The organism is Pelorhabdus sp. sgz311001 (assembly GCF_055901755.1).
On the sequence record NZ_JBVXUT010000003.1, the window covers coordinates 17,360 to 36,109 of the forward strand.

Here is an 18,750-nt window from a genome sequence, read left to right on the forward strand (position 1 = left end):
ACCCTAGCATGAAAGGTTTCATGAAAAAGAAAACGGCAAAGGTCATCCTCTGCCGCCATTGCTTATTTTTTTAACGATTTACCTTGTTAAGACGTCCTACCAATACGGTCATATCATCGACTGTCTTACTGCAAGACCGCCGCTGCGCTTCTTGTAGCAACGCTTCAGCAATCTGTTGCGGTTCTTCTGAGGAAAGGCACCGTAAATAATTGGCTAGCCAGTTACCTCGTTCTGTTTTGCCACTATCACTCACGCCGTCGCTAACTAGCACCACAAGATCGCCTACCGTTAACTGAACGGAAACAGGTTCAAGCCGCTGAGGAACAATCCCTGCGGGTGCGGAACAATACTCGATGGTCATAACTTCCTTCACGCGCTTGACATAGCTGGGAGCTGCGCCGATTTTAATAAAATCGGTTTCACCAGAGTAGGCATTGATAACAGCAAGATCAAGTGTAGGAAAACTTTCTCCCGACTTTTGTGCAATCAGCAGCGCATTTACTGTTTTCACCGCTGTTTCCACGGAAAAACCGGCCTTAAGGAGTCTTTCCAAAAACTTTACAGCTTTCGTACTTTCTTGTGCGGCCTCACTACCTGTTCCCATGCCGTCACTCAAAATCATAATAAACTTGCCTTCCGCCAGAGAAAGATAGGAGCATGTATCGCCCAATTCCGCTCCTGGCTGCTGCGCTGCGCAGGCATATCCTACTTGCAGCATCATTTTTGCTGCCGTTTTAAACGTAATTTCACATAAGCTACCTTTTTCCGCCGAACCGCACTCTGTCGCCATTTCCAATACATCACCAGTTAGGCTCTCAGCCAAAGGCAACAACGTATGGCGACATTCTTGATTTTTAGAGCAAGGCGCTTTTTCGATTTGAAGCACCTTTGCCTGGCTCTCACAAAAAACAGTAGCAAATTGCAAGGGACAGGCTAAAGCAGCAGCTTCCTCCTGGAGCCTCGTCGCCAATACAGTATCTTGCCGCGGCTTTTTGACAAGTTCCTGCCGCAAATTTTGCAAAATATCGCTTAAGGCCAGCATTTGTTCGCATGCCAAATGACGCGTCTCATTGAGTTGCAGCTGCCAGTAAGATCTAGCCAGTTTTTCTTCCGTTACTTTCAAAACTTGCGCCATTAGCTCTTCTGGTTTTAAACAAATATCTTTAAAGTACCGCGAAATGGTTTTATTCCCTTGCTCCGCTCGTCCGGCCAAGATAATCAAAGCTTCGTAACTCTGATAAAAAGCGCTCCCCCAGCATTCTTCGCGCTTTGTACAACATTCACAAACCTGCTGTCCAACTTCAACAAGCAACAGCTGCGCCTCATATTCTTCCACGTCTGCTTGCTTTTGCCCCTCCCTACTTCCCATAGCTTGTCCTAAATCGGAAAATAAAGCAGCGAGCTCAGCAAGTTTTTGGCTGGAAGCGGCTTTTACAGCATAATCAGTCTTTTTTTCAGGTCCTACCAAACGACTTGTGAGCGAAATGTATTTTAACGGACAGAATAAAAAGGCGCCACAACTTATTGCTCCTTCAGCCAGCCAACTGGGAGAAACGCCTTGTCCTAAAAGCAAAAGCACTAAGCAAAACCCCATAAGATAGGCAAGAGCAGAAGCGTATTTGCCGTTTTGCCGTACAGCGCCACCCAGCATACCAGCCATAGCAAAAAGCATCATAAACGAAAGTGCATCCTCACTGACAAAACCTAAAATCATACCTGTACAAAGGCCAACAACGGCTCCGATTCCAGATCCGCCGCTAAAAGCCAACATTAAAACAAAAAAGCTGCCTAATATGTGACGAAGCTCCCAACCATAAACAACGGTAGCGCCAATCCCGCTAAGCGCCAGCGATACGAGAACAAGTTTTGCTAATAAGACTTCTTTAGCAATCTGAGCCTGAAAAAAATCCCCTGATTCGCCTAAAGCAATCGTAAAAACATAGTACAAAAGAAAACCAAAAAAACCGTTTAAGAAGGCGAGCATCACATCATAGAGCGAGAAAGTAGAAAAAAAGAGTAAACTTAATTTACTCGCTATTAGCAGAGTAAACCAAAATAACATTTGCCAAAAAAACCAAGTCGCTACGCCTTTCTTCTTCAGCCCATAATGATGATAAATTGCCATAGCAACGCCATAAGCGCAAGCAGCTTCCCAGCGTCCTAACGACAAAGCTCCAAGCACTACGCCAACGGCTGCTAAAAACCGGCCTGGGGCAAATCGGTACGCTAAAGCACCGTAAAAAGCGATGCCGCAAGCGTCCAATTCTCCCAGTATGACAATGCGACTCAATAAAAAAGCAACAATACCCTGAAAAAGAATTTCTCCTACTCTACTTTGCTGCAAGGTTAGTTGCCGCTGCAACGCCATAACCCCTTTGTTACAAAAGGTTAATCCTTTTCGTAGTAATGAAAAATTGTCGATTTCTTTTACTAATTCCCGCGGTACTGAAATAACGGTAACTTTCGGCATGGATGATTCCTCCTTTTGTCAGCTTCTTATATTTTACAAAAATTACCATACATTTTTTTGTCTGAATAAAGAAGGAGATCACGCAAAAAAACCGGCATTTTATCCCAAAATTGTAAATAAAAACACATAAAAAAAACAAGTCTAACAACTAGACTTGTTTGTTTCATTTATATCATTATAGAAACAGCTGATACATTACTCGGCCCGGCGAGCAGCACCACGACCGCCGCGCTTTGATTCCGTATTGCGTTTTAAGTCAGATAAACGTTCATCGCTGTCTTTTAAAAACTTACTTAACTTGTCTTCAAAGGACGGCGCATTAAAACGCGGACGCCTGTTCTCATTGACATGTGGCTTTCTATAAGGTTGCTGTGCGGGTACTTCTTTTGGCGCTTGCAATTGCTTAATAGATAATCCTATTTTGCCGCGTTCATCAATCGAAAGAACTTTTACCTTTACGGTATCTCTCTCTTTCAAAAAATCCTTAACATCACGAACATAAACATCGGCAACCTCTGAAATGTGAATAAGACCGACTTTACCTCCTGGCAGTTCCACGAAAGCACCAAAATTCGTGATTCCTGTCACAACGCCTTCTACCACGCTGCCAACTTCAATGGACATACTAATCAAACTTCCTCCTTAAAAAACAATATTTGCAATCATATTATAGCCTTGACAACAAAAGAGTGTCAAGGAATGCCGCAAAAATATAAAAAACTATCACTTCTTAGCAGCACGGTAAGGAACTTCTCCGGGTCGAACCAGCCCCAAATCTTCGCGGGCTACCTTTTCAATATATTCGGGAGTTTCCAGCTTGGCTTTTTCCTCAAGAAGCTGATCATGAATTTGCTGTACTTCCGCCAAACGCTGCTGATTGGCAAGCACTTCTTTGTGGATGGTCCACATTGATATGCCTTGGGAAATAAATAAATATACAAAGCCAACCCCAATTAACAGGATTACACTTCGATACCAATTAAATCTCATTGCTTTTCCACGCATTTTTTACACCGCCAGCTTTTCGTTTCGCAAATTCACTTACATTTGTTTTATTTATTCGCCTAAAGCTTATTACAATCCTGCTTATTAAAAAATTTTTTCCAGCGTCGCCGCCCCTGTTGGGCGAGCTTAGTAAAGCCGTAAAACGGCGCTAGACTTTTTCGTACGAGAAACAGGCAGGGCCCGATCAGTAAAAAATAGACAAGCTTCAGAAGCTTTTGCCAAAGAAACTGAAATAAGCGCAAACTTTGTTCGATCCCTTTGACAGCCTGTCTGCTCAAAAATTGATAGTAGGCAAGAACTCCACCTAATAAACTGATGAAAATATAAAATCTCAGCTCACCGCCATTATTCCAGACAAGTACCAAAAATACAACAATAGCAGAAAAAAGCCAAAAAATAAGATCAGCAATTCCTGCAATAACTGAGCGGGGACGACTACGACGACGAAACACACGATACCAGTCAAAACAAAAAGCCAGCAGCGCTCCGGTAAGGCCCAGCCACAAAAAAGTCGCTAGATCTTCTCTCATCACGATCTGTTCGTCCTCCCTGATCAAACAATTACTTAAGCAGTCGCTGCAACAACCCTTTTTTCACTTTCATTTCTTCATCATAGGCAATAGAATGAATCATTCCTTCAAAAACAAGATTGCCATCTTCTAAATTAAGTTGTTTTATATTGAGTCCGCTTCCCTTGACTGTTAAAATTCCCTGTTCCGTTTCCATAATCACTTCTCGCTCATCAAAACTAGCTAAATTAATTACACCGTCAACAGACATTTCTTCCCGTTCTGTCACACAAAACTGATGGCGCCAACGCGCTGTTTTTTCTTCGCTTGCCATAACCCCTCTCTCCCTCCTGTTGTCCTCCGCTATCAATATATGAGCTATGCCGTAAAAATAGAATAAAAAAAGAGCTGTCGCCAGCTCTTTCAATATCTTTGTTCAATTGCTACGCCTTGAAAATAGTGAGCAATAATGTCTGTTGCACTTGTACCCGACTTAGCTAAAGCGTAAGCGCCCCATTGCGACATTCCCACGCCATGGCCGAAACCGCGTCCACTAAAAATAACCTTACCGCCACTTACTTCCACTGTATCAAGCAACATCGATTTGACCACATCACTGCCCAAAGCAATGCGAAGTTCCGGGCCACTTACTTTTACGGAATGATTCACAGTCAATTCTTCGGCTCGACCGGAAGGTCCTTTTTGCGTAATCTCCACAGCATCAACTGTATTTACCTTTTGACCGATTTGGGCTAAAGCTGTCAGCATGGCCTCGGTTGAAACTGTTGCTTTCCAGTTGCGCACCTCGGGCGGCGCTTGCTCATCAGGCGAGGCAACAGGGGAAATATAAGGCGGTTCCGCATCCTTATAATTAAGGCCTTCTTTGGCAGTAGCCGTCATACCGCCGGCGCTAGCGTGAAACCAAGCCGTAATCAGCTTGCCTTGATATGTAACAACCTTGCCGCGCGACATTCGAATTGCTTCGCGAACATTGTCATTGATGGACTTCGCATCATAAGCCTGGAACTCCTTAATATCTGTTGACGCCTGGGTACCGCGCGCTGGCACACCGCCTTTGCTCTCTATCGCCTGTAACGTAAAGGTCCTGGCTAAAATCGCCTGAGCGGCTAGGGCTTCTACTGGCCAATCGGCTTTCATTTCTCCCGCTACGACACCAGCAATATAATCTTCCAACGACATTTTCTTCGTTTGTCCAGTTTCGTGCATATAAACCGTAATTTCTGGCTCATTCTGACTACTGGAAGGCGGCGTCGGCTCCGTTTCCGGCTTTTTCTGCGGTGAAAAAAGTGTACAGGCGCTTAACATAGCAATCACCATAATACTGCAAAGAAAAATCACGAATTTTTTCTGTTTCATTTTAATTCGTCCTCCTTTGCCTGTAGTATGCCGCCTGCAGTACAATTTATACTTTGAAGCGACTGATAAGCTCTGCTAAGTCATCCGCTAGGATTTTCACTTCAGCAACAGCTTCATGAATTTGCCGCGAGGCATCGGCTTGTTCTTCGCTAACTGCCACAATTTCCTGAACGCTTTCACTATTGGCCGACACTAAATCCATCACCGATTGCACGGTCTTCACCGCCGACTGACAAAGCTCTACCTGTTCATCCGTCTCTTGGCGTACAACTACTGTATTTTCGTGCATGGAAGCGACAGAAGCAACAATTTTCTCAAAGGCAGGTCCTAAGGACTGAGCTGCGGCTACTCCATCGCAAACCTTATCAAAACTTTGGCGCATTGTAACGGAGACCGCTTTGGTTTCGTCATCAATTCGTTGAACCACCTGAGAAATTTCTTGAACAGAAGCAAGGGACTGATCGGCTAGCTTGCGGACCTCATCAGCAACAACGGCAAAACCACGTCCTGCCTGTCCTGCTCTTGCCGCCTCAATGGCGGCATTTAGCGCCAACAAATTGGTCTGCTTGGCAATACCGCGAATCATATCGGTAATTTGACCGACTTGCTTAGCATTGTTTTCTAATAAAGCCATTTGATCAGCAGTACCACTCATAGTTTCTTTTACTGCTTCCATATAGCCTACTGTTTTCTGCACTGTGCTTTGTCCGTCTATGGCCGTATCAGAGCAACTGGCCGCTTGCAAGGCAATATGGCTAATGCTGTCAGCCACCCGTCGACTTAATTCGGAAAGCCCTTCAATCGCTTCTGTCGTCTCTTTCACTCGTTCGCGTTGGTTTTCCATGGAAACAGCAATAATCTGCACCGCTTGACTTACCTGTTCGCTTGCCTGGGTCGAGCCTTCAGCGCTTACAGCAACCTGCTCGGCGGCAGTTGTTACAAAGTGCGTCGCTTTCTTTACAGCCAAAACAATTTTTCTAAGACTCTCCATCATGAACCCAAAGGAACGAGCTACCTGACCAAACTCATTTTGACTTGTACTTGCCAAATCTTGCCGCAAATCGCCTTCTGCAGCAAGATTTACTTTTGTAACAAGCGTTTTAAGCGGGGCCAAGAGGCGACGTGTAAAAAAGAGACCGCCAATGATAAATATCGCCACGACAATAAAAGCCGCTTTGATACTTTGATAGACACTGTCATAAGCCCCTTGGAGCGCCGCAGTCTTGGGATAAAAAGTCATTACAACCCAGTTCGTATTCGCTACAGAACGATAGGAAATCAAATAATCCTGCCCGCGTACGATAGCTGTTGTATCGCCGCTTTCTTGCGCTACAGCTTCATTGTAGTAAGATTCATTGAGTTGACGCTGCTCCTCTACAGCACTAACATCAGACTGATAAAACAAAGGAACACGATTTCGATCAATGACAATCATATTATAGCCGGGATTTTGCGCTAAGATCGTCTCAACAATTCCTTGAATCGTCGCTAAGGAAATTTGACCAACTAAAATACCTTGTATATTCTGGCTCGCCCCTTGTAGCGGAATCGACCCCAAGACCGCCAGCTTCCCATGATCTTTTACAACATTCGAAAAAGCAACTTTTTCGGTATGAATTTGCGAAAAATACGCTTCTTTTGCTACATTTGTGACAGGAGAAGCATCTGTGCGTACTAATTCTTGACCATCTGATCGAATCACGGCTAAATTATCCGTACCATAATAAGGTTTTACGGACGCTAAAAATTGCTTGGCATCATCGGCCTGAAGGGAACGTATCTCTGGTCGTGAAGCAGTAGCAAGCAAAAAATTACGCTTAGTAAGCATATAATTTCCTAGTTCACTGGCCACCCGCTCCGCCACTTTACTATTCTTATCAACATCAGTCTGAATCAGTCCATTCATCGTTTGACTTGCAAAATAAGAACCAATCAAAGCCACCGGAACTGAACAGGCAAGAACCATAACCAAAATAAATAAAAAAGCTAAAGAAGAACACTTTTGTTGCCAACTTTCACACCAGTTTTGCCTATTAAACCCACGAAACCCTTTCCCCTTTTGCCAATACGTACGACCTTTATGCCAAACCCAAGCCAGACCTTTGAACATGATACCCCTCCATCAGTTCTTTTGTGCATGTCCATGGTATCATTGCCGCCGCAGTCTTCCTAGTGACTTTCCCATTTCTTAACATTTAGATAACCAAACCTTCCAAATACAAAATCAGTGCTGATCAAACACAAAAATGGAGCTATCGTAGTTCAAACCAATCCTACTCTATAGCGTGATTACTGCCAAAAAACCACACCCTACAAGTAGAAATGCCGAATACGCTAACCCCATTTTCCAACAGTCAAAACTGTACTATCGGTTTTTAATGCTTTGCTGCCGCCGTCCGCCTTTTTATAATCCTGCCCGGGATAGCAAAGAGTAAATTGAAGATCAAAATCATGACAATAAGCAAAGCACCCGTGCCATTGGCTATATCCATTCGGTCAGGGACCAGCCCCACAGCCATGACATACCACATGTGCACAGCCAGCGTTTCACCAGCGGCCGTAGGGTCAATATCACCAATATGGCGCGATACGGTCGTTCCTGCTGTAAAAATCAATATAGCTGTCTCCCCCAAAGCACGCCCCGCCGTCAAGGTAAGTCCCGTAATAATACCAGGTAATGCATTTGGCAATACAACATTCCAGATCGTCTGCCACTTTGTAGCACCAAGCGCCAAACTGGCCTCACGGTAATAGGCCGGTACAGTTCGAATACTTTCCTCTGTAACCCGCACAAGCACAGGCAGGTTCAAGAGCGACAGTGTCAAAGCGCCGCCTACAATGCTAAAGCCCATTCCGAGCATATTTACAAAAATAATCATACCAAATAGCCCCAAAACAATCGAAGGAACTGTGGCCAAGCTTTCTGTACTTAGGCGAATCATATCAGTAAGCTTATTTTGTTTCGCATATTCCGCTAGATAAATTCCAGCACCGAGTGCGACGGGAACGGAAAACAGTAACGATAAAAATAAAATATAGAAAGAGTTGAATAATTGTCCGGCCACACCGCCGCCAGCGCGAATATCACTTGACGGGCTAGTAATAAAGTTCCAGGAAAGAACAGGTAGTCCTTTCACTAACATATACAGTAAGAAGGCGGCAAGAATCGCCAAAATGAGAAATCCCGCCACCCACATCAAGAAAGTAGCAATTTTATCAGTTAACTTTGCAGACATCAAGCCATCCGTCCTTTCGCCACACGGCGCATAATTAAAATCATGGCAAGTGATAGCAATAGCAGCACCAGCGCCATCAAAAAGAGAGAATTCCCCCAGGCAGAACCAAACGGAGTATTTCCCATTTCTACAACAATTTCACTTGGCAATGTTGCTGTAGGCATAAACAAGGACTTTGCCAACTGCGGCGTATTACCGATAACCATTTGCACAGCCATTGTCTCACCAACCGCTCTGGCCATAGCCAAAATAATTGAAGTAAGAATGCCTGGTACAGCAGCAGGAATCAGCACCCGCCACAAAGTTTGCCAACGTGTAGCGCCTAATGCTAAAGAGGCTTCTTCTAAAGCAGTTGGAACAGCACGAATCGCGTCTTCGGAAATACTAATAATCGTCGGTAAAATCATAACAGCTAAAATCAGCGCCGCTGCCAACAGACCAAAGCCTGTGTTTGTATGAAAATAAGTTCGAATTGCTGGTACTAGAATCGTCATTCCGACAAAGCCATAGACAACGGATGGTACAGCCACATAGAGATCCGTCGCTGGGCGCATAATTTCCCGAAGCCAAGAGGGAGCAATCTTAGCCATAAATACGGCACCGGCCAAACCAAGCGGTGCGCCAATAATTACCGCCAGTAAGGTAACTAGAATTGATCCAGAAATAAAACTGAAAGCACCAAACTTCCCATCAGAAGGACTCCATTTTGATTGCGTAAAAAAATCTATCGGACTTACTTCTTGAAATGTCATAAGCCCCTGCTGTCCAACAAAAATAATAATTGATAAAATAATCAATGTCATGAGACAGGCACAAGCAATAAATAAATAACGAATATACTTATCACAAGTTAATTTAAATTTATGCCTGTTATCTTTCGATTCAACTAAAGTTCTGGCCAATTCCATAGTCCCACATCCCTCTACCTTTCCTAAACCATTCGTTTAAGTTGTTAAATTCATTATAAAGCATTGCCCTGAGCGATCTGTTAATGGATTGTTAATTCTTTGTTAAAACCAAACAGAGGAGCTATAGCGAAAACGCTATAGCTCCTCTGTCCTTATTTAAAAAGTTTACTTCTTCATTTTGGTCATAGGGATGAAACCGTTCTTTTCAATATACGTATCTTGGAACTCTTTGCTCAGTACATAGTCAAGGAAAGCTTTTACTGCACCAGTAGCTTCGCCCTTTGTATACATATGCTCATAAGCAAATACAGGATACTGACCATTGATAACAGCATCAGGTGAATATTTTGTGCCATTGAAAGAAAGTGCTTTGACCGTCTGATCAACATAAGCGGCATCCACATAACCGATAGAACCAGGCGTACTAGCTATAGCGCTACGTACAGCTCCGTTAGAATCTTGAATAACTGCGTTATCAGTAAATTCAGCGCCTTTCAACACAACTTCGCTAATGGTAGCACGAGAACCGGAAGATTTAGCTCTATGAATCAGTGTAATTTTGGCATCTTTACCGCCAACGTCTTTCCAGTTAGTAACCTTACCAGTCATAATATCGATATATTGCTGTGCTGTCAGATTCTCAACCGACACATCCGTATTGGCAATAAATACGAAAGGAGCAACAGCAACCTGATGATCGACTAAACCTTTATCTTTATACTCTGCTGTAAAAACTACGTCAGAGTTCCCAATATTGACTGAGCCTGCTGCGACTTGATTTAAGCCTGTGAAAGAACCGCCGCCAGCAATATTTACTGTTACCTTACTATATTTTTTCTGGAATTCTTCCTGAGCTGGTTTCAAGAGCGGCAAAAGAGCTGTCGAACCAGACGCCGTAACCGTTCCTTGAATTTCATCTGTTGCCGCTTTGGCTTTGTCGCTTCCGCCGCCACAGCCAGCAATCAAGCTTGCTCCCAGCATTAATGTAATAGCTGCCGTTAAAAATTTGGATTTCCCGAGAAATTTCATTTCATTTCCTCCTCGAAAGTTTGAGTTTCATTCTTGCTTTATTATAAAACAATGCTTTTCCCACTGTGTTAAAGCCATGTTACGTTTCTGTTAAATCCGACGGGACCGGACGCAAATTGCAAACAGGCTCTACCATTTCTTCACTGAAATAGCAGCTTTGCCAGTAAAGCTTACATTTTTTCTTTAACAGGCTGGCTGCTTCAGCCACAGCTTGGGCTGATGGATATTGGCGCTGCTTATTTGTGACAATCGCAATACTAAGCGATACCAAAGGAAAACGTTCCTCTTTACCATGACGGTTTTTCGCCAAAATATAGCCTCTGGCTAAATCGCTTTCGCTATATAAAGAGCTAATCTGCCGATCAAACGCGGCTGATAACTGGCCGCAAATATCTTCTACATTCCAGCGCCTCAAAACAGCAATAAAATCATCGCCGCCAATATGTCCCACAAAGGGTATCTCGTCAAGGCCGCGCGTCAATTCTTGCTGAATAACGGTAGCTGTTAGATCAATGATTTTATCACCGCTTTCAAAGCCGTACACATCATTGTAAGGTTTGAAATTATCTAAATCAAAATATAAAATCGTATAGGGTTCGTTTTGAGCTAGTACCTCTTTAATCGTGCTTTCAATTAAAATATTACCAGGAAGACCTGTCAATGGATTAGAATGTTTCGCTCGATTTACTTCCAGTTGTGTTGTTTTTTCTAGTAAACGCCTGACCGTAATGACACCGTAATACTCGCCATTTTTTGTGATGATAATATAGTCATACAGTGTCTCATCAGAACGAGAAATAGCCATTTTAGACACTTGCTCTAAGGGCATGGCATAATCCACAACAATGGGGTCCTTATCCATCACTAAAGAAATTTTACGATTCATATACAAAGCGACACCGTACTGAGTTCCCAAATTGCTAAAAAAACGATCTTTCATCAATAAACCCACAGGCTTTTTTCCTTCTACAACACATACGCCCATACTTTTCGGATTATTGTTGAAATACTCGATGACTTCATGTCCCAGCGTTGTTGGCGTAATACAAGGATCACGACGAGTAATTTCACCAATCGGCATTGTTACTGGCGTATAGAACGTTTCTCGTTTTTTGCGCCTTACCCGTTCGGCAATATAGCCGCGCACCTCACTGGCGAGCGGAGTAATATTCTCTGAAGGCTTTTGCAAAAAATAGCCTTGCCCATAGGGAATGCCAATTTGAATCAACTCATTGAGCTCAGCAATCGTTTCAATCCCTTCGGCAATCATTTTAATATTTGTTAAAAGCGAGAAGTCATGGAAAGCCTTCATTAGGGCCTGCTTGAAAGGATCTTTATCAATATGACGAACTAGCGCCATATCAATCTTAATAAAGTGAGGATTGGTTTGCGCCAGTGTATTTAACCCTGCATAGCCAGCGCCAGCATCGTCAATGGCAATTTTATAGCCCTGCTGTCGAAACTGTTTTAAGATCCGGCGAAAATTTTCATAATCCTCAATAGCTGTCCCTTCGTTAATTTCAAAAACGATTCGCCGCGAAGCTCCTGGCAAAGCAGTCATACTTTGCTGAAATAAGCTACTATTAAAACGTTCATCGCTTAACACGAGCGGGTCAATATTCAAAAATAAAAGTTCCTGTTTTTGCAGCAGCGCACTCTTAGCTAAAGCCTTTTCCCGACAGATCATTTCCAGTTCCCATACGCATTGAAAGCGTCTAGCCAAAGAAAAGAGCATATCAGGACTTTCTAAAAAGGATCCCTTAGGACCGCGACTAAGCGCTTCATAACCAATGACAGTTCCATCAGAGAGAGATACAATGGGCTGCATCACTGCACGGATTTGTTGTTTTTCAAGAATCTCCTGAAACGCTTTAAAATAGTTCTTCTCATTACTTTTCGGTTCACCATTCCAGGCATTAAAGCTTTGAACCAAAGCAGACATCCTTTTCCACCTCATTATTTTCCCTTATGGCTCTATTTGTTTCATCATACTGTGTTTTTCAGCTCTTATTGTTAATGAATCATTAAAATTTAATTAAGATCGCTACTAAGAAGAAAAGGCATCCTGTATAATGAAAAAAGAATAAGAGTATACCGAGGGGGATTCTCATGTTTCGCTTAGGCATTCGCACTCGCCTCATCTTTGCTTTTTTTATTATGATTTTTTTATCGCTCTTTCTCACTGGCAGTTATGTTTTATGGTATTTTTATAATCATGATCTCAATGCGCTGAAGGCTACTATGCAAGTAGAGTGTCAAATTATTGAGGAATTGCTCCATGACGAGCTTTCCGACGCCTTGCGCCGCAACAATATCGACAATAAAGTAAAAGACCTAGGCAGTAAAATTAAGATGCGGATTACCGTCATTGACCAGCAGGGAGCTCCCCTTGCCGACTCTTCCGCTAATCCCGTGTTAATGGAGAATCATCTGAATCGACCAGAAGTTCAGTCTGCTCTATCAGGAGCGGCTGGCATGTCAATTCGCTTCAGTGATACAACAGAAGAAAATCTCCTCTATATGGCAATCCCCGTCTATAATGATCGTGAGCTCATTGCAGCCATTCGCATCGCTACGAGTTTATCGCACATTGAAGAAGGCTTTCAAAAAATTCGTAACGCTATGCTGGCAGCCTTTTTCTTTGCCTTTCTTCTCGCAATCGCTTTGAGTCTACGACTGGCCCGTAAATATACTGAACCCTTAGAAGAAATTGCGGAAACAGCTCGGGAAATTGCCGATGGAAAACTGGAGGCCCGCGTATATTTAAAGACAGGCGACGAGCTTGAAGTACTCGCTCATGCAATTAATCATCTCACTTCGAATCTAGAGGATAAAATCACTGAAACGATTGCAGAAAAAAATAAGTTAGAACTGATTTTAGAACACATGGACAACGGTGTGATCATGTTTGATAAATATGGCAAAGTGGTATCAGCCAATAAAATGGCTACACTTAACTTTTCGATCACGGAAAAAATGATTGGTCAACATAACATGAATGTCATCGGTAAAAGCCAGCTTGATAAAGCCTTGCAAAAAAGCATTTCTTCTGGCGAAAACCAGATCATTGACCTAAAGCGGCAAAGTGATGTCTCCCGACAAATTTATCAAGTCTCGCTTGTACCGATTCAGGAAAATCATCAAGATATTACAGCAGTACTGGCTGTATTCCATGATATTACGACCCTACAGGAACTCAATGACCGCCAAGCTGATTTTGTCGCCAATGCCTCTCACGAACTGGCTACGCCGCTTACAGCAATAAAAGGCTTTGCCGAAACACTCCTGGATGGCGCCATGGAAAGTCCCAGCTTACGACAAAAGTTTCTTACAATCATTTTTAACGAATCAGAGCGAATGACTCGTCTCATAAAAGATCTGCTACAACTAGCCAGATTAAACCGCCAGCCAGATCAGCCTAAAACCGTCTCTGATCCTGTCGCCTTATCGCCAATTTTAAAAAGTACTGCCGAAAATCTCCTGCCTTACTGGCAAGATAAGAAAATTGACTTTACTGTAACGCTGCCACCCCATCCCATCTTTGTAACCGCCTCAGCCGATTGGATCAAGCAAATCGTGACAAACCTGCTAGAAAACAGCGCAAAATATACACCTGAAGGCGGCAAAGTCTATCTTACTTGCAGCGAACAAGGCAAGTCTGCCATTATTACCGTGAAGGATACTGGAATTGGCATCCCCGCCAAAGACCTGCCTTATATTTTTGACCGCTTTTATCGCGTTGACCGGGCCAGAGCTCGTACAGCTGGTGGCACTGGATTGGGTCTTTCCATTGTAAAAATGATTGTAGAAATGATTGGCGGTACCATTACCGTGACAAGTGAAATCGATAAAGGTACCACATTTACTGTTACCATTCCCACAGCCATTCATTTTGGCTAAATAAAGTTTTATAAAAATAAAAAAGGAATGTACTTTCGATTCCCCTTTCGAAAGTACATTCCTTTTTGTTTTTAGTTGTTATAAACAACTTATTTATTCAAACTTTCGGCACCGCTGGCCTGTAGCCAAATAGATTGTCCATTCAGCAATATTTGTTGCATGGTCCGCAATTCGTTCAATGTAGCGAGCTACAAAGAGCAACTGCGTCGCCTGAGAAATCGTATGAGGATCTTCCATCATATAGGTTAGCAGTTCCCGAAAGAGTCGATTATAAATATGATCGACTTCATCATCGTCCATACATACTTTTTCTGCTAAGGTAATATCTAAATTCACATAAGAGGTTAGCGAGTCCTGTAGCATTTTTTCCGCGACTTCCGCCATAAACGGAATATCGACAAGCGGTTTAATCAGTTCTTGATCGCCAATTCGAAGCGCAATCTCAGCAATATCTGTGGCGTGGTCTCCCATTCGCTCCAAATCAGTTACGATTTTCAAGCCAGTACCAATCACCCGTAGATCTTTGGCTAATGGCTGTTGCCTGGCAATCAGCACCATGCATTTATCTTCAATCTTCTCTTCCAATTCGTCAATGATATCATCGCTGTCAATCACTTGACGCGCCAAAGCAAGATCCTGTTTAGACAAAGCTTCCACCGAACGGATAATTGAATCCTGTACTTTATTGCCCATATCCATAATATCTTGGCGCAAATCCTCTAAAGCATGACTGTAATTTTCTCTTGTAGTCATTTGTAACTCTCCCTTCTCCTGGCTTAACCGAACCGGCCCGTAATATAGTCTTCTGTCCGCTTATCCTGAGGCCGTGTAAAGATCGCGTCAGTCTGCTCATGTTCTACTAACTCTCCGTTTAAAAAGAAAGCAGTATAATCAGATACCCTAGCAGCCTGCTGCATGTTATGGGTGACCATAACAATCGTATATTTCGCTTTCAGCTCAGTGACAAGTTCCTCAATTTTCATTGTGGAAATCGGATCAAGGGCGGAACAAGGTTCATCCATAAGCAGAACTTCTGGTTCTACTGCGAGAAGTCTAGCAATACAAAGACGTTGCTGCTGACCGCCAGACATGCCCATGGCGGACTGATCGAGACGATCTTTTACTTCTTCCCAAAGAGCAGCGCCTTTTAAGCTGCGTTCTACAAGTTCATCAAGTCGTGCTTTATCATTAATACCATGAATCCGTGGTCCATAGGCAATATTTTCATAAATCGACATAGGAAAAGGATTGGGACGTTGAAAAACCATCCCCACGCGTTTTCTTAGCATAACCACATCGACGCTGGGATGAAAAATATTCTCGCCATCAAGCAGAATATCGCCTTCGATGCGTACGCCACTGACTAAATCATTCATTCGGTTCAAGGTTTTCAGAAAAGTGGACTTACCACAGCCGGAAGGACCAATCAAAGCCACTACACTGTTTGCTTGAACGTCGAGCGAAACTTTTTTTAACGCCAGCGACTGCCCATAATATAATTTCAATTTATTGACTTGTATTTTCTTTTGAATGCCTGATTCATTCGTGAATTCCATAGTCAGACCTCCTGTCGTATCTGTTTAGCACTATACCACAGAAAGGGTCCGTTTATTGTTAAGAAAAGATTAACTTTTGTTAAAGTTCACTTAGACGGTAGCCTACGCCTCGTACCGTTTCAATAGCCTCAGCCACTTCTGGCTCTTTTACTAGTTTCGCCCGCAAGTGACGCACATGCACATCGACGGTCCGCGTATCGCCAAAATATTCATAGCCCCATACTTTTTCGAGCAATTGCTCTCTTGTATAGACCTTGCCGATATTCGTAATAAACAATTTTAAGAGCTCGTATTCTTTCGGCGTAAGCTCCAGTTTTTCATCACCTAAAAACGCTTCATAGCGCGTAAAATTAAGCCGTAGCTTACCAACAGCTAGTTCGCCTGATGCGGCGGGCTCTTTCCCGCTGCGACGCAATACCGCCTTAATCCGCGCTATTAGTTCGCGAGCGCTAAAGGGCTTCGTCAAATAATCGTCGGCCCCGAGTTCCAGTCCCAATACCTTATCGACTTCTTCGTCTTTTGCTGTCAGCATAATAATCGGAATCGCCGTTGTATCTTGATTTTGTTTTAAGGCACGACAGACCTCCAAGCCGTCTAGGCTTGGCAACATCAAATCGAGTAGCACTAAATTTGGTTTTTCTTTTTTAACGAGTTCTAAAGCCGCTAAACCATCGCCGCATTCCACCGTTAAAAAACCAGATCGCTCCAAATTATACTTTACCAATTCCCGAATATTTTCTTCATCATCAACAATTAGAATTTTACCGGCCATATTCCACGCTCCTGCAGCATTCTTTTCTTCAGTTTGATTTCATTTCAAACTGCTTTACTATTAGAATAAATAAAAACCAGGTTTTTAGCAACCTGGTTTTCTATGTAGCAGGGAAAACTATTCTTATTGATTTACCAGATCTTTTAAGCCTTTACCAGCTTTAAATACCGGAGTTTTCGAAGCAGGGATCGTAATTTCATCACCAGTCTGCGGGTTACGGCCTTTTCTTTCTTCTCTTGCTTTTACTTCGAAAGTACCAAAACCGATAATTTGTACTTTGTCGTTAGCCTGCAGAGCACCTTCAATACTTTCAAATACTGCATTCAAAGCTTTCTCCGCATCTTTTTTTGTTATACCGGCTTTTTCCGCTACACTCGCTACAAGTTCAGTTTTATTCACAAAATCTTCCTCCTTAACGTAGAGCTTACGTCTAGCATTATTCGCTCTTTCTGTTTTTATTCCTTCTTTAAAATAAAAAAAGTGCCGATAAGTCCTGGTTTTTAGCGTTTTTCTTTCTTCTTAGCTTCTTCCCAAAGCAAATCAAGCTCATCTAGTGTTACATTTTCCCATAAAACCTGTGATTCGGCAAGTCTTTTTTCAATAAATTGAAAACGACTTTTAAATTTTTGATTCGTTCGGTTCAAAGCAGTCTCAGGTTCGACCTGTAAAAAGCGAGCTAAGTTGACTAGCGAAAATAAAACATCGCCCAATTCAGCCTCGATGGCCTGCTGAGCGCCCATAGCAACCGCTTCTTTAAGTTCCGCTAATTCTTCCTGCACTTTCTGCCAAACAAAATCAATATGGGGCCAATCGAAACCGACCTTTTTCGCTTTTCCTTGCAATTTATAAGCCTTTAGGAGCGAAGGAAGATCGCCGGGAATGCCGTCAAGTTGCGATGGACGTTCGCCTTGTTTCTCTAGTTTTTTAATTTGATCCCAATTCAATACAACCTCAGCGGCATCCTGTACCGATATGGATCCGAATACATGCGGATGACGTCGTACCATTTTCTCTGTCACCTGATCAATTACATCCTGCATAGAGAAAGCCCCTGACTCTTCGGCAACGCGAGCGTGAAAGACAATTTGCAATAGCAAATCGCCGAGTTCTTCGCACAACAGTTCGGCATCTTCCTGATCAATCGCTTCCAGCACTTCATAAACTTCTTCGACCATATAACGTCTGAGGCTGCTATGAGTTTGCTCAATATCCCAGGGACAACCATCTTGCGCTCGTAATTTTGTCATAATATCGACAAGCGGCGTCAGAGAAAAATCCTTCTGCCGCGAGGCAATCGCCGGAACATAAAGACTTGTTAAATGATCAATGACTGGCTGCCTGTCCAATTCATAGAGAAAAATAGGACGAATTTCTTCGTCAGGCAGTCCAAGATTTCTGATAAATATAACTTGATGCTCGTCAGGATAAAAATCCATTAGAGAAAGCTTTACGTCAGAAGCAATTTGCTGATTGTAGACCTGCGAGATAACTAATGCCGCCCCGCTTGCGGCAACATTTAGATCAAGTTTTGCTCCATCTAAAATTGCTAGCCCTGCCAATGGGTCGATTTCCAGTTTGGCGTATAAGACTTCTAAAAAGCTCATGCCAGGCAAAATAGTAAGAGGAATATTAGCCTCAACTGCCGCCTGACGCAATAAGACAACAGTCTGCTCAGCAACCAGCGGGCTGCCTGGTACAGCGTAGACAACAGCTTCTCCGGCCTGGGCCTTAGCAATACAAGCAGCGACAATGCTGTCGTACACCGCTTCGAAGGAACTGCCAGTATGATAGGCAGAATCAAAAGTTTCAAAAGAAATTCCCCGACTTCTTAATCCAGCCACGGACGGATGAATGGCAGTACGAAGATACAGCGAAGTAGCCTGCGTCAAATAGTCCAAGGTTTCTACTGTTAAATATTCAAAAGGCCCGGCGCCTAAACCGACTACTGTGATCGTGCCTGAAGGTATACTTAATTTTTGCAATTTGTT

17 protein-coding genes are annotated in these 18,750 nt (G+C 43.1%); 1 reads left to right on the plus strand and 16 read right to left on the minus strand.

Going from position 1 to position 18,750, the window contains the following annotated elements; translation table 11 throughout:
- Nucleotides 1-70: 70 nt before the first annotated feature.
- The 11 genes from spoIIE to AC0MXB_RS08985 all read right to left on the minus strand — a co-directional run bounded on the left by spoIIE (nucleotide 71) and on the right by AC0MXB_RS08985 (nucleotide 12,476).
- Complete coding sequence (gene spoIIE, locus AC0MXB_RS08935; protein WP_474039325.1) at nucleotides 71-2,470, minus strand: stage II sporulation protein E; 2,400 nt, start codon at nucleotides 2,468-2,470, stop codon at nucleotides 71-73.
- 195 nt (nucleotides 2,471-2,665) lie between these two features.
- Nucleotides 2,666-3,094 carry a S1 domain-containing RNA-binding protein gene (locus tag AC0MXB_RS08940; protein WP_474039729.1) on the minus strand — a complete coding sequence of 143 codons (429 nt, stop codon included), beginning with the start codon at nucleotides 3,092-3,094 and terminating at the stop codon, nucleotides 2,666-2,668.
- A gap of 99 nt (nucleotides 3,095-3,193) precedes the next feature.
- Complete coding sequence (locus AC0MXB_RS08945; protein WP_474039326.1) at nucleotides 3,194-3,475, minus strand: FtsB family cell division protein; 282 nt, start codon at nucleotides 3,473-3,475, stop codon at nucleotides 3,194-3,196.
- Between the two features lie 59 nt (nucleotides 3,476-3,534).
- The gene (yabQ, locus tag AC0MXB_RS08950) at nucleotides 3,535-4,005 is read right to left on the minus strand and encodes a spore cortex biosynthesis protein YabQ (RefSeq protein WP_474039730.1); all 471 of its coding nucleotides are present in this window, start codon (nucleotides 4,003-4,005) and stop codon (nucleotides 3,535-3,537) included.
- Between the two features lie 31 nt (nucleotides 4,006-4,036).
- Nucleotides 4,037-4,318, minus strand: a complete 282-nt coding sequence (yabP, locus tag AC0MXB_RS08955; RefSeq protein WP_474039327.1) for a sporulation protein YabP — start codon at nucleotides 4,316-4,318, stop codon at nucleotides 4,037-4,039.
- Between the two features lie 89 nt (nucleotides 4,319-4,407).
- A complete protein-coding gene (locus AC0MXB_RS08960; RefSeq protein WP_474039328.1) occupies nucleotides 4,408-5,361 on the minus strand; it encodes a SpoIID/LytB domain-containing protein in 954 nt (317 codons plus the stop codon).
- A 46-nt stretch (nucleotides 5,362-5,407) separates the two neighbouring features.
- A complete protein-coding gene (locus AC0MXB_RS08965) occupies nucleotides 5,408-7,471 on the minus strand; it encodes a methyl-accepting chemotaxis protein (protein WP_474039329.1) in 2,064 nt (687 codons plus the stop codon).
- A gap of 265 nt (nucleotides 7,472-7,736) precedes the next feature.
- Entirely contained in the window at nucleotides 7,737-8,597 is an 861-nt protein-coding gene (gene pstA, locus AC0MXB_RS08970) for a phosphate ABC transporter permease PstA (protein WP_474039330.1), read from the minus strand.
- Nucleotides 8,597-9,505, minus strand: a complete 909-nt coding sequence (gene pstC, locus AC0MXB_RS08975; protein WP_474039331.1) for a phosphate ABC transporter permease subunit PstC — start codon at nucleotides 9,503-9,505, stop codon at nucleotides 8,597-8,599. Before pstC ends, pstA begins: the two co-directional genes overlap by 1 nt.
- Before the next feature lie 165 nt (nucleotides 9,506-9,670).
- The gene (locus AC0MXB_RS08980) at nucleotides 9,671-10,534 is read right to left on the minus strand and encodes a phosphate ABC transporter substrate-binding protein (RefSeq protein ID WP_474039332.1); all 864 of its coding nucleotides are present in this window, start codon (nucleotides 10,532-10,534) and stop codon (nucleotides 9,671-9,673) included.
- A 79-nt stretch (nucleotides 10,535-10,613) separates the two neighbouring features.
- The gene (locus AC0MXB_RS08985; RefSeq protein WP_474039333.1) at nucleotides 10,614-12,476 is read right to left on the minus strand and encodes an EAL domain-containing protein; all 1,863 of its coding nucleotides are present in this window, start codon (nucleotides 12,474-12,476) and stop codon (nucleotides 10,614-10,616) included.
- Between the two features lie 167 nt (nucleotides 12,477-12,643).
- Here AC0MXB_RS08985 and pnpS point away from each other — a divergent pair, with 167 nt between their 5' ends.
- Complete coding sequence (gene pnpS / locus AC0MXB_RS08990) at nucleotides 12,644-14,434, plus strand: two-component system histidine kinase PnpS (RefSeq protein ID WP_474039334.1); 1,791 nt, start codon at nucleotides 12,644-12,646, stop codon at nucleotides 14,432-14,434.
- A 93-nt stretch (nucleotides 14,435-14,527) separates the two neighbouring features.
- Here pnpS and phoU read toward each other — a convergent pair whose 3' ends face one another.
- The 5 genes from phoU to yabN all read right to left on the minus strand — a co-directional run bounded on the left by phoU (nucleotide 14,528) and on the right by yabN (nucleotide 18,744).
- A complete protein-coding gene (phoU, locus tag AC0MXB_RS08995) occupies nucleotides 14,528-15,187 on the minus strand; it encodes a phosphate signaling complex protein PhoU (RefSeq protein WP_474039335.1) in 660 nt (219 codons plus the stop codon).
- A 23-nt stretch (nucleotides 15,188-15,210) separates the two neighbouring features.
- A complete protein-coding gene (pstB, locus tag AC0MXB_RS09000; RefSeq protein WP_474039731.1) occupies nucleotides 15,211-15,966 on the minus strand; it encodes a phosphate ABC transporter ATP-binding protein PstB in 756 nt (251 codons plus the stop codon).
- A gap of 103 nt (nucleotides 15,967-16,069) precedes the next feature.
- Complete coding sequence (locus AC0MXB_RS09005; RefSeq protein WP_474039336.1) at nucleotides 16,070-16,762, minus strand: response regulator; 693 nt, start codon at nucleotides 16,760-16,762, stop codon at nucleotides 16,070-16,072.
- A gap of 123 nt (nucleotides 16,763-16,885) precedes the next feature.
- Nucleotides 16,886-17,161: an HU family DNA-binding protein gene (locus AC0MXB_RS09010; RefSeq protein WP_474039337.1), complete on the minus strand. Its 276-nt coding sequence runs from the start codon at nucleotides 17,159-17,161 to the stop codon at nucleotides 16,886-16,888.
- Nucleotides 17,162-17,262: 101 nt separating this feature from the next.
- Nucleotides 17,263-18,744, minus strand: coding sequence for a bifunctional methyltransferase/pyrophosphohydrolase YabN (yabN, locus tag AC0MXB_RS09015; protein ID WP_474039338.1), 1,482 nt, complete (start codon nucleotides 18,742-18,744; stop codon nucleotides 17,263-17,265).
- Nucleotides 18,745-18,750 lie beyond the last annotated feature (6 nt).

Coding starts and splice junctions, on each gene's coding strand:
- spoIIE (WP_474039325.1), bottom strand. CDS start 2,470: ATGCCGAAAGTTACCGTTATTTCAGTACCGCGGGAATTAGTAAAAGAA.
- AC0MXB_RS08940 (WP_474039729.1), bottom strand. CDS start 3,094: ATGTCCATTGAAGTTGGCAGCGTGGTAGAAGGCGTTGTGACAGGAATC.
- AC0MXB_RS08945 (WP_474039326.1), bottom strand. CDS start 3,475: ATGCGTGGAAAAGCAATGAGATTTAATTGGTATCGAAGTGTAATCCTG.
- yabQ (WP_474039730.1), bottom strand. CDS start 4,005: ATGAGAGAAGATCTAGCGACTTTTTTGTGGCTGGGCCTTACCGGAGCG.
- yabP (WP_474039327.1), bottom strand. CDS start 4,318: ATGGCAAGCGAAGAAAAAACAGCGCGTTGGCGCCATCAGTTTTGTGTG.
- AC0MXB_RS08960 (WP_474039328.1), bottom strand. CDS start 5,361: ATGAAACAGAAAAAATTCGTGATTTTTCTTTGCAGTATTATGGTGATT.
- AC0MXB_RS08965 (WP_474039329.1), bottom strand. CDS start 7,471: ATGTTCAAAGGTCTGGCTTGGGTTTGGCATAAAGGTCGTACGTATTGG.
- pstA (WP_474039330.1), bottom strand. CDS start 8,597: ATGTCTGCAAAGTTAACTGATAAAATTGCTACTTTCTTGATGTGGGTG.
- pstC (WP_474039331.1), bottom strand. CDS start 9,505: ATGGAATTGGCCAGAACTTTAGTTGAATCGAAAGATAACAGGCATAAA.
- AC0MXB_RS08980 (WP_474039332.1), bottom strand. CDS start 10,534: ATGAAATTTCTCGGGAAATCCAAATTTTTAACGGCAGCTATTACATTA.
- AC0MXB_RS08985 (WP_474039333.1), bottom strand. CDS start 12,476: ATGTCTGCTTTGGTTCAAAGCTTTAATGCCTGGAATGGTGAACCGAAA.
- pnpS (WP_474039334.1), top strand. CDS start 12,644: ATGTTTCGCTTAGGCATTCGCACTCGCCTCATCTTTGCTTTTTTTATT.
- phoU (WP_474039335.1), bottom strand. CDS start 15,187: ATGACTACAAGAGAAAATTACAGTCATGCTTTAGAGGATTTGCGCCAA.
- AC0MXB_RS09005 (WP_474039336.1), bottom strand. CDS start 16,762: ATGGCCGGTAAAATTCTAATTGTTGATGATGAAGAAAATATTCGGGAA.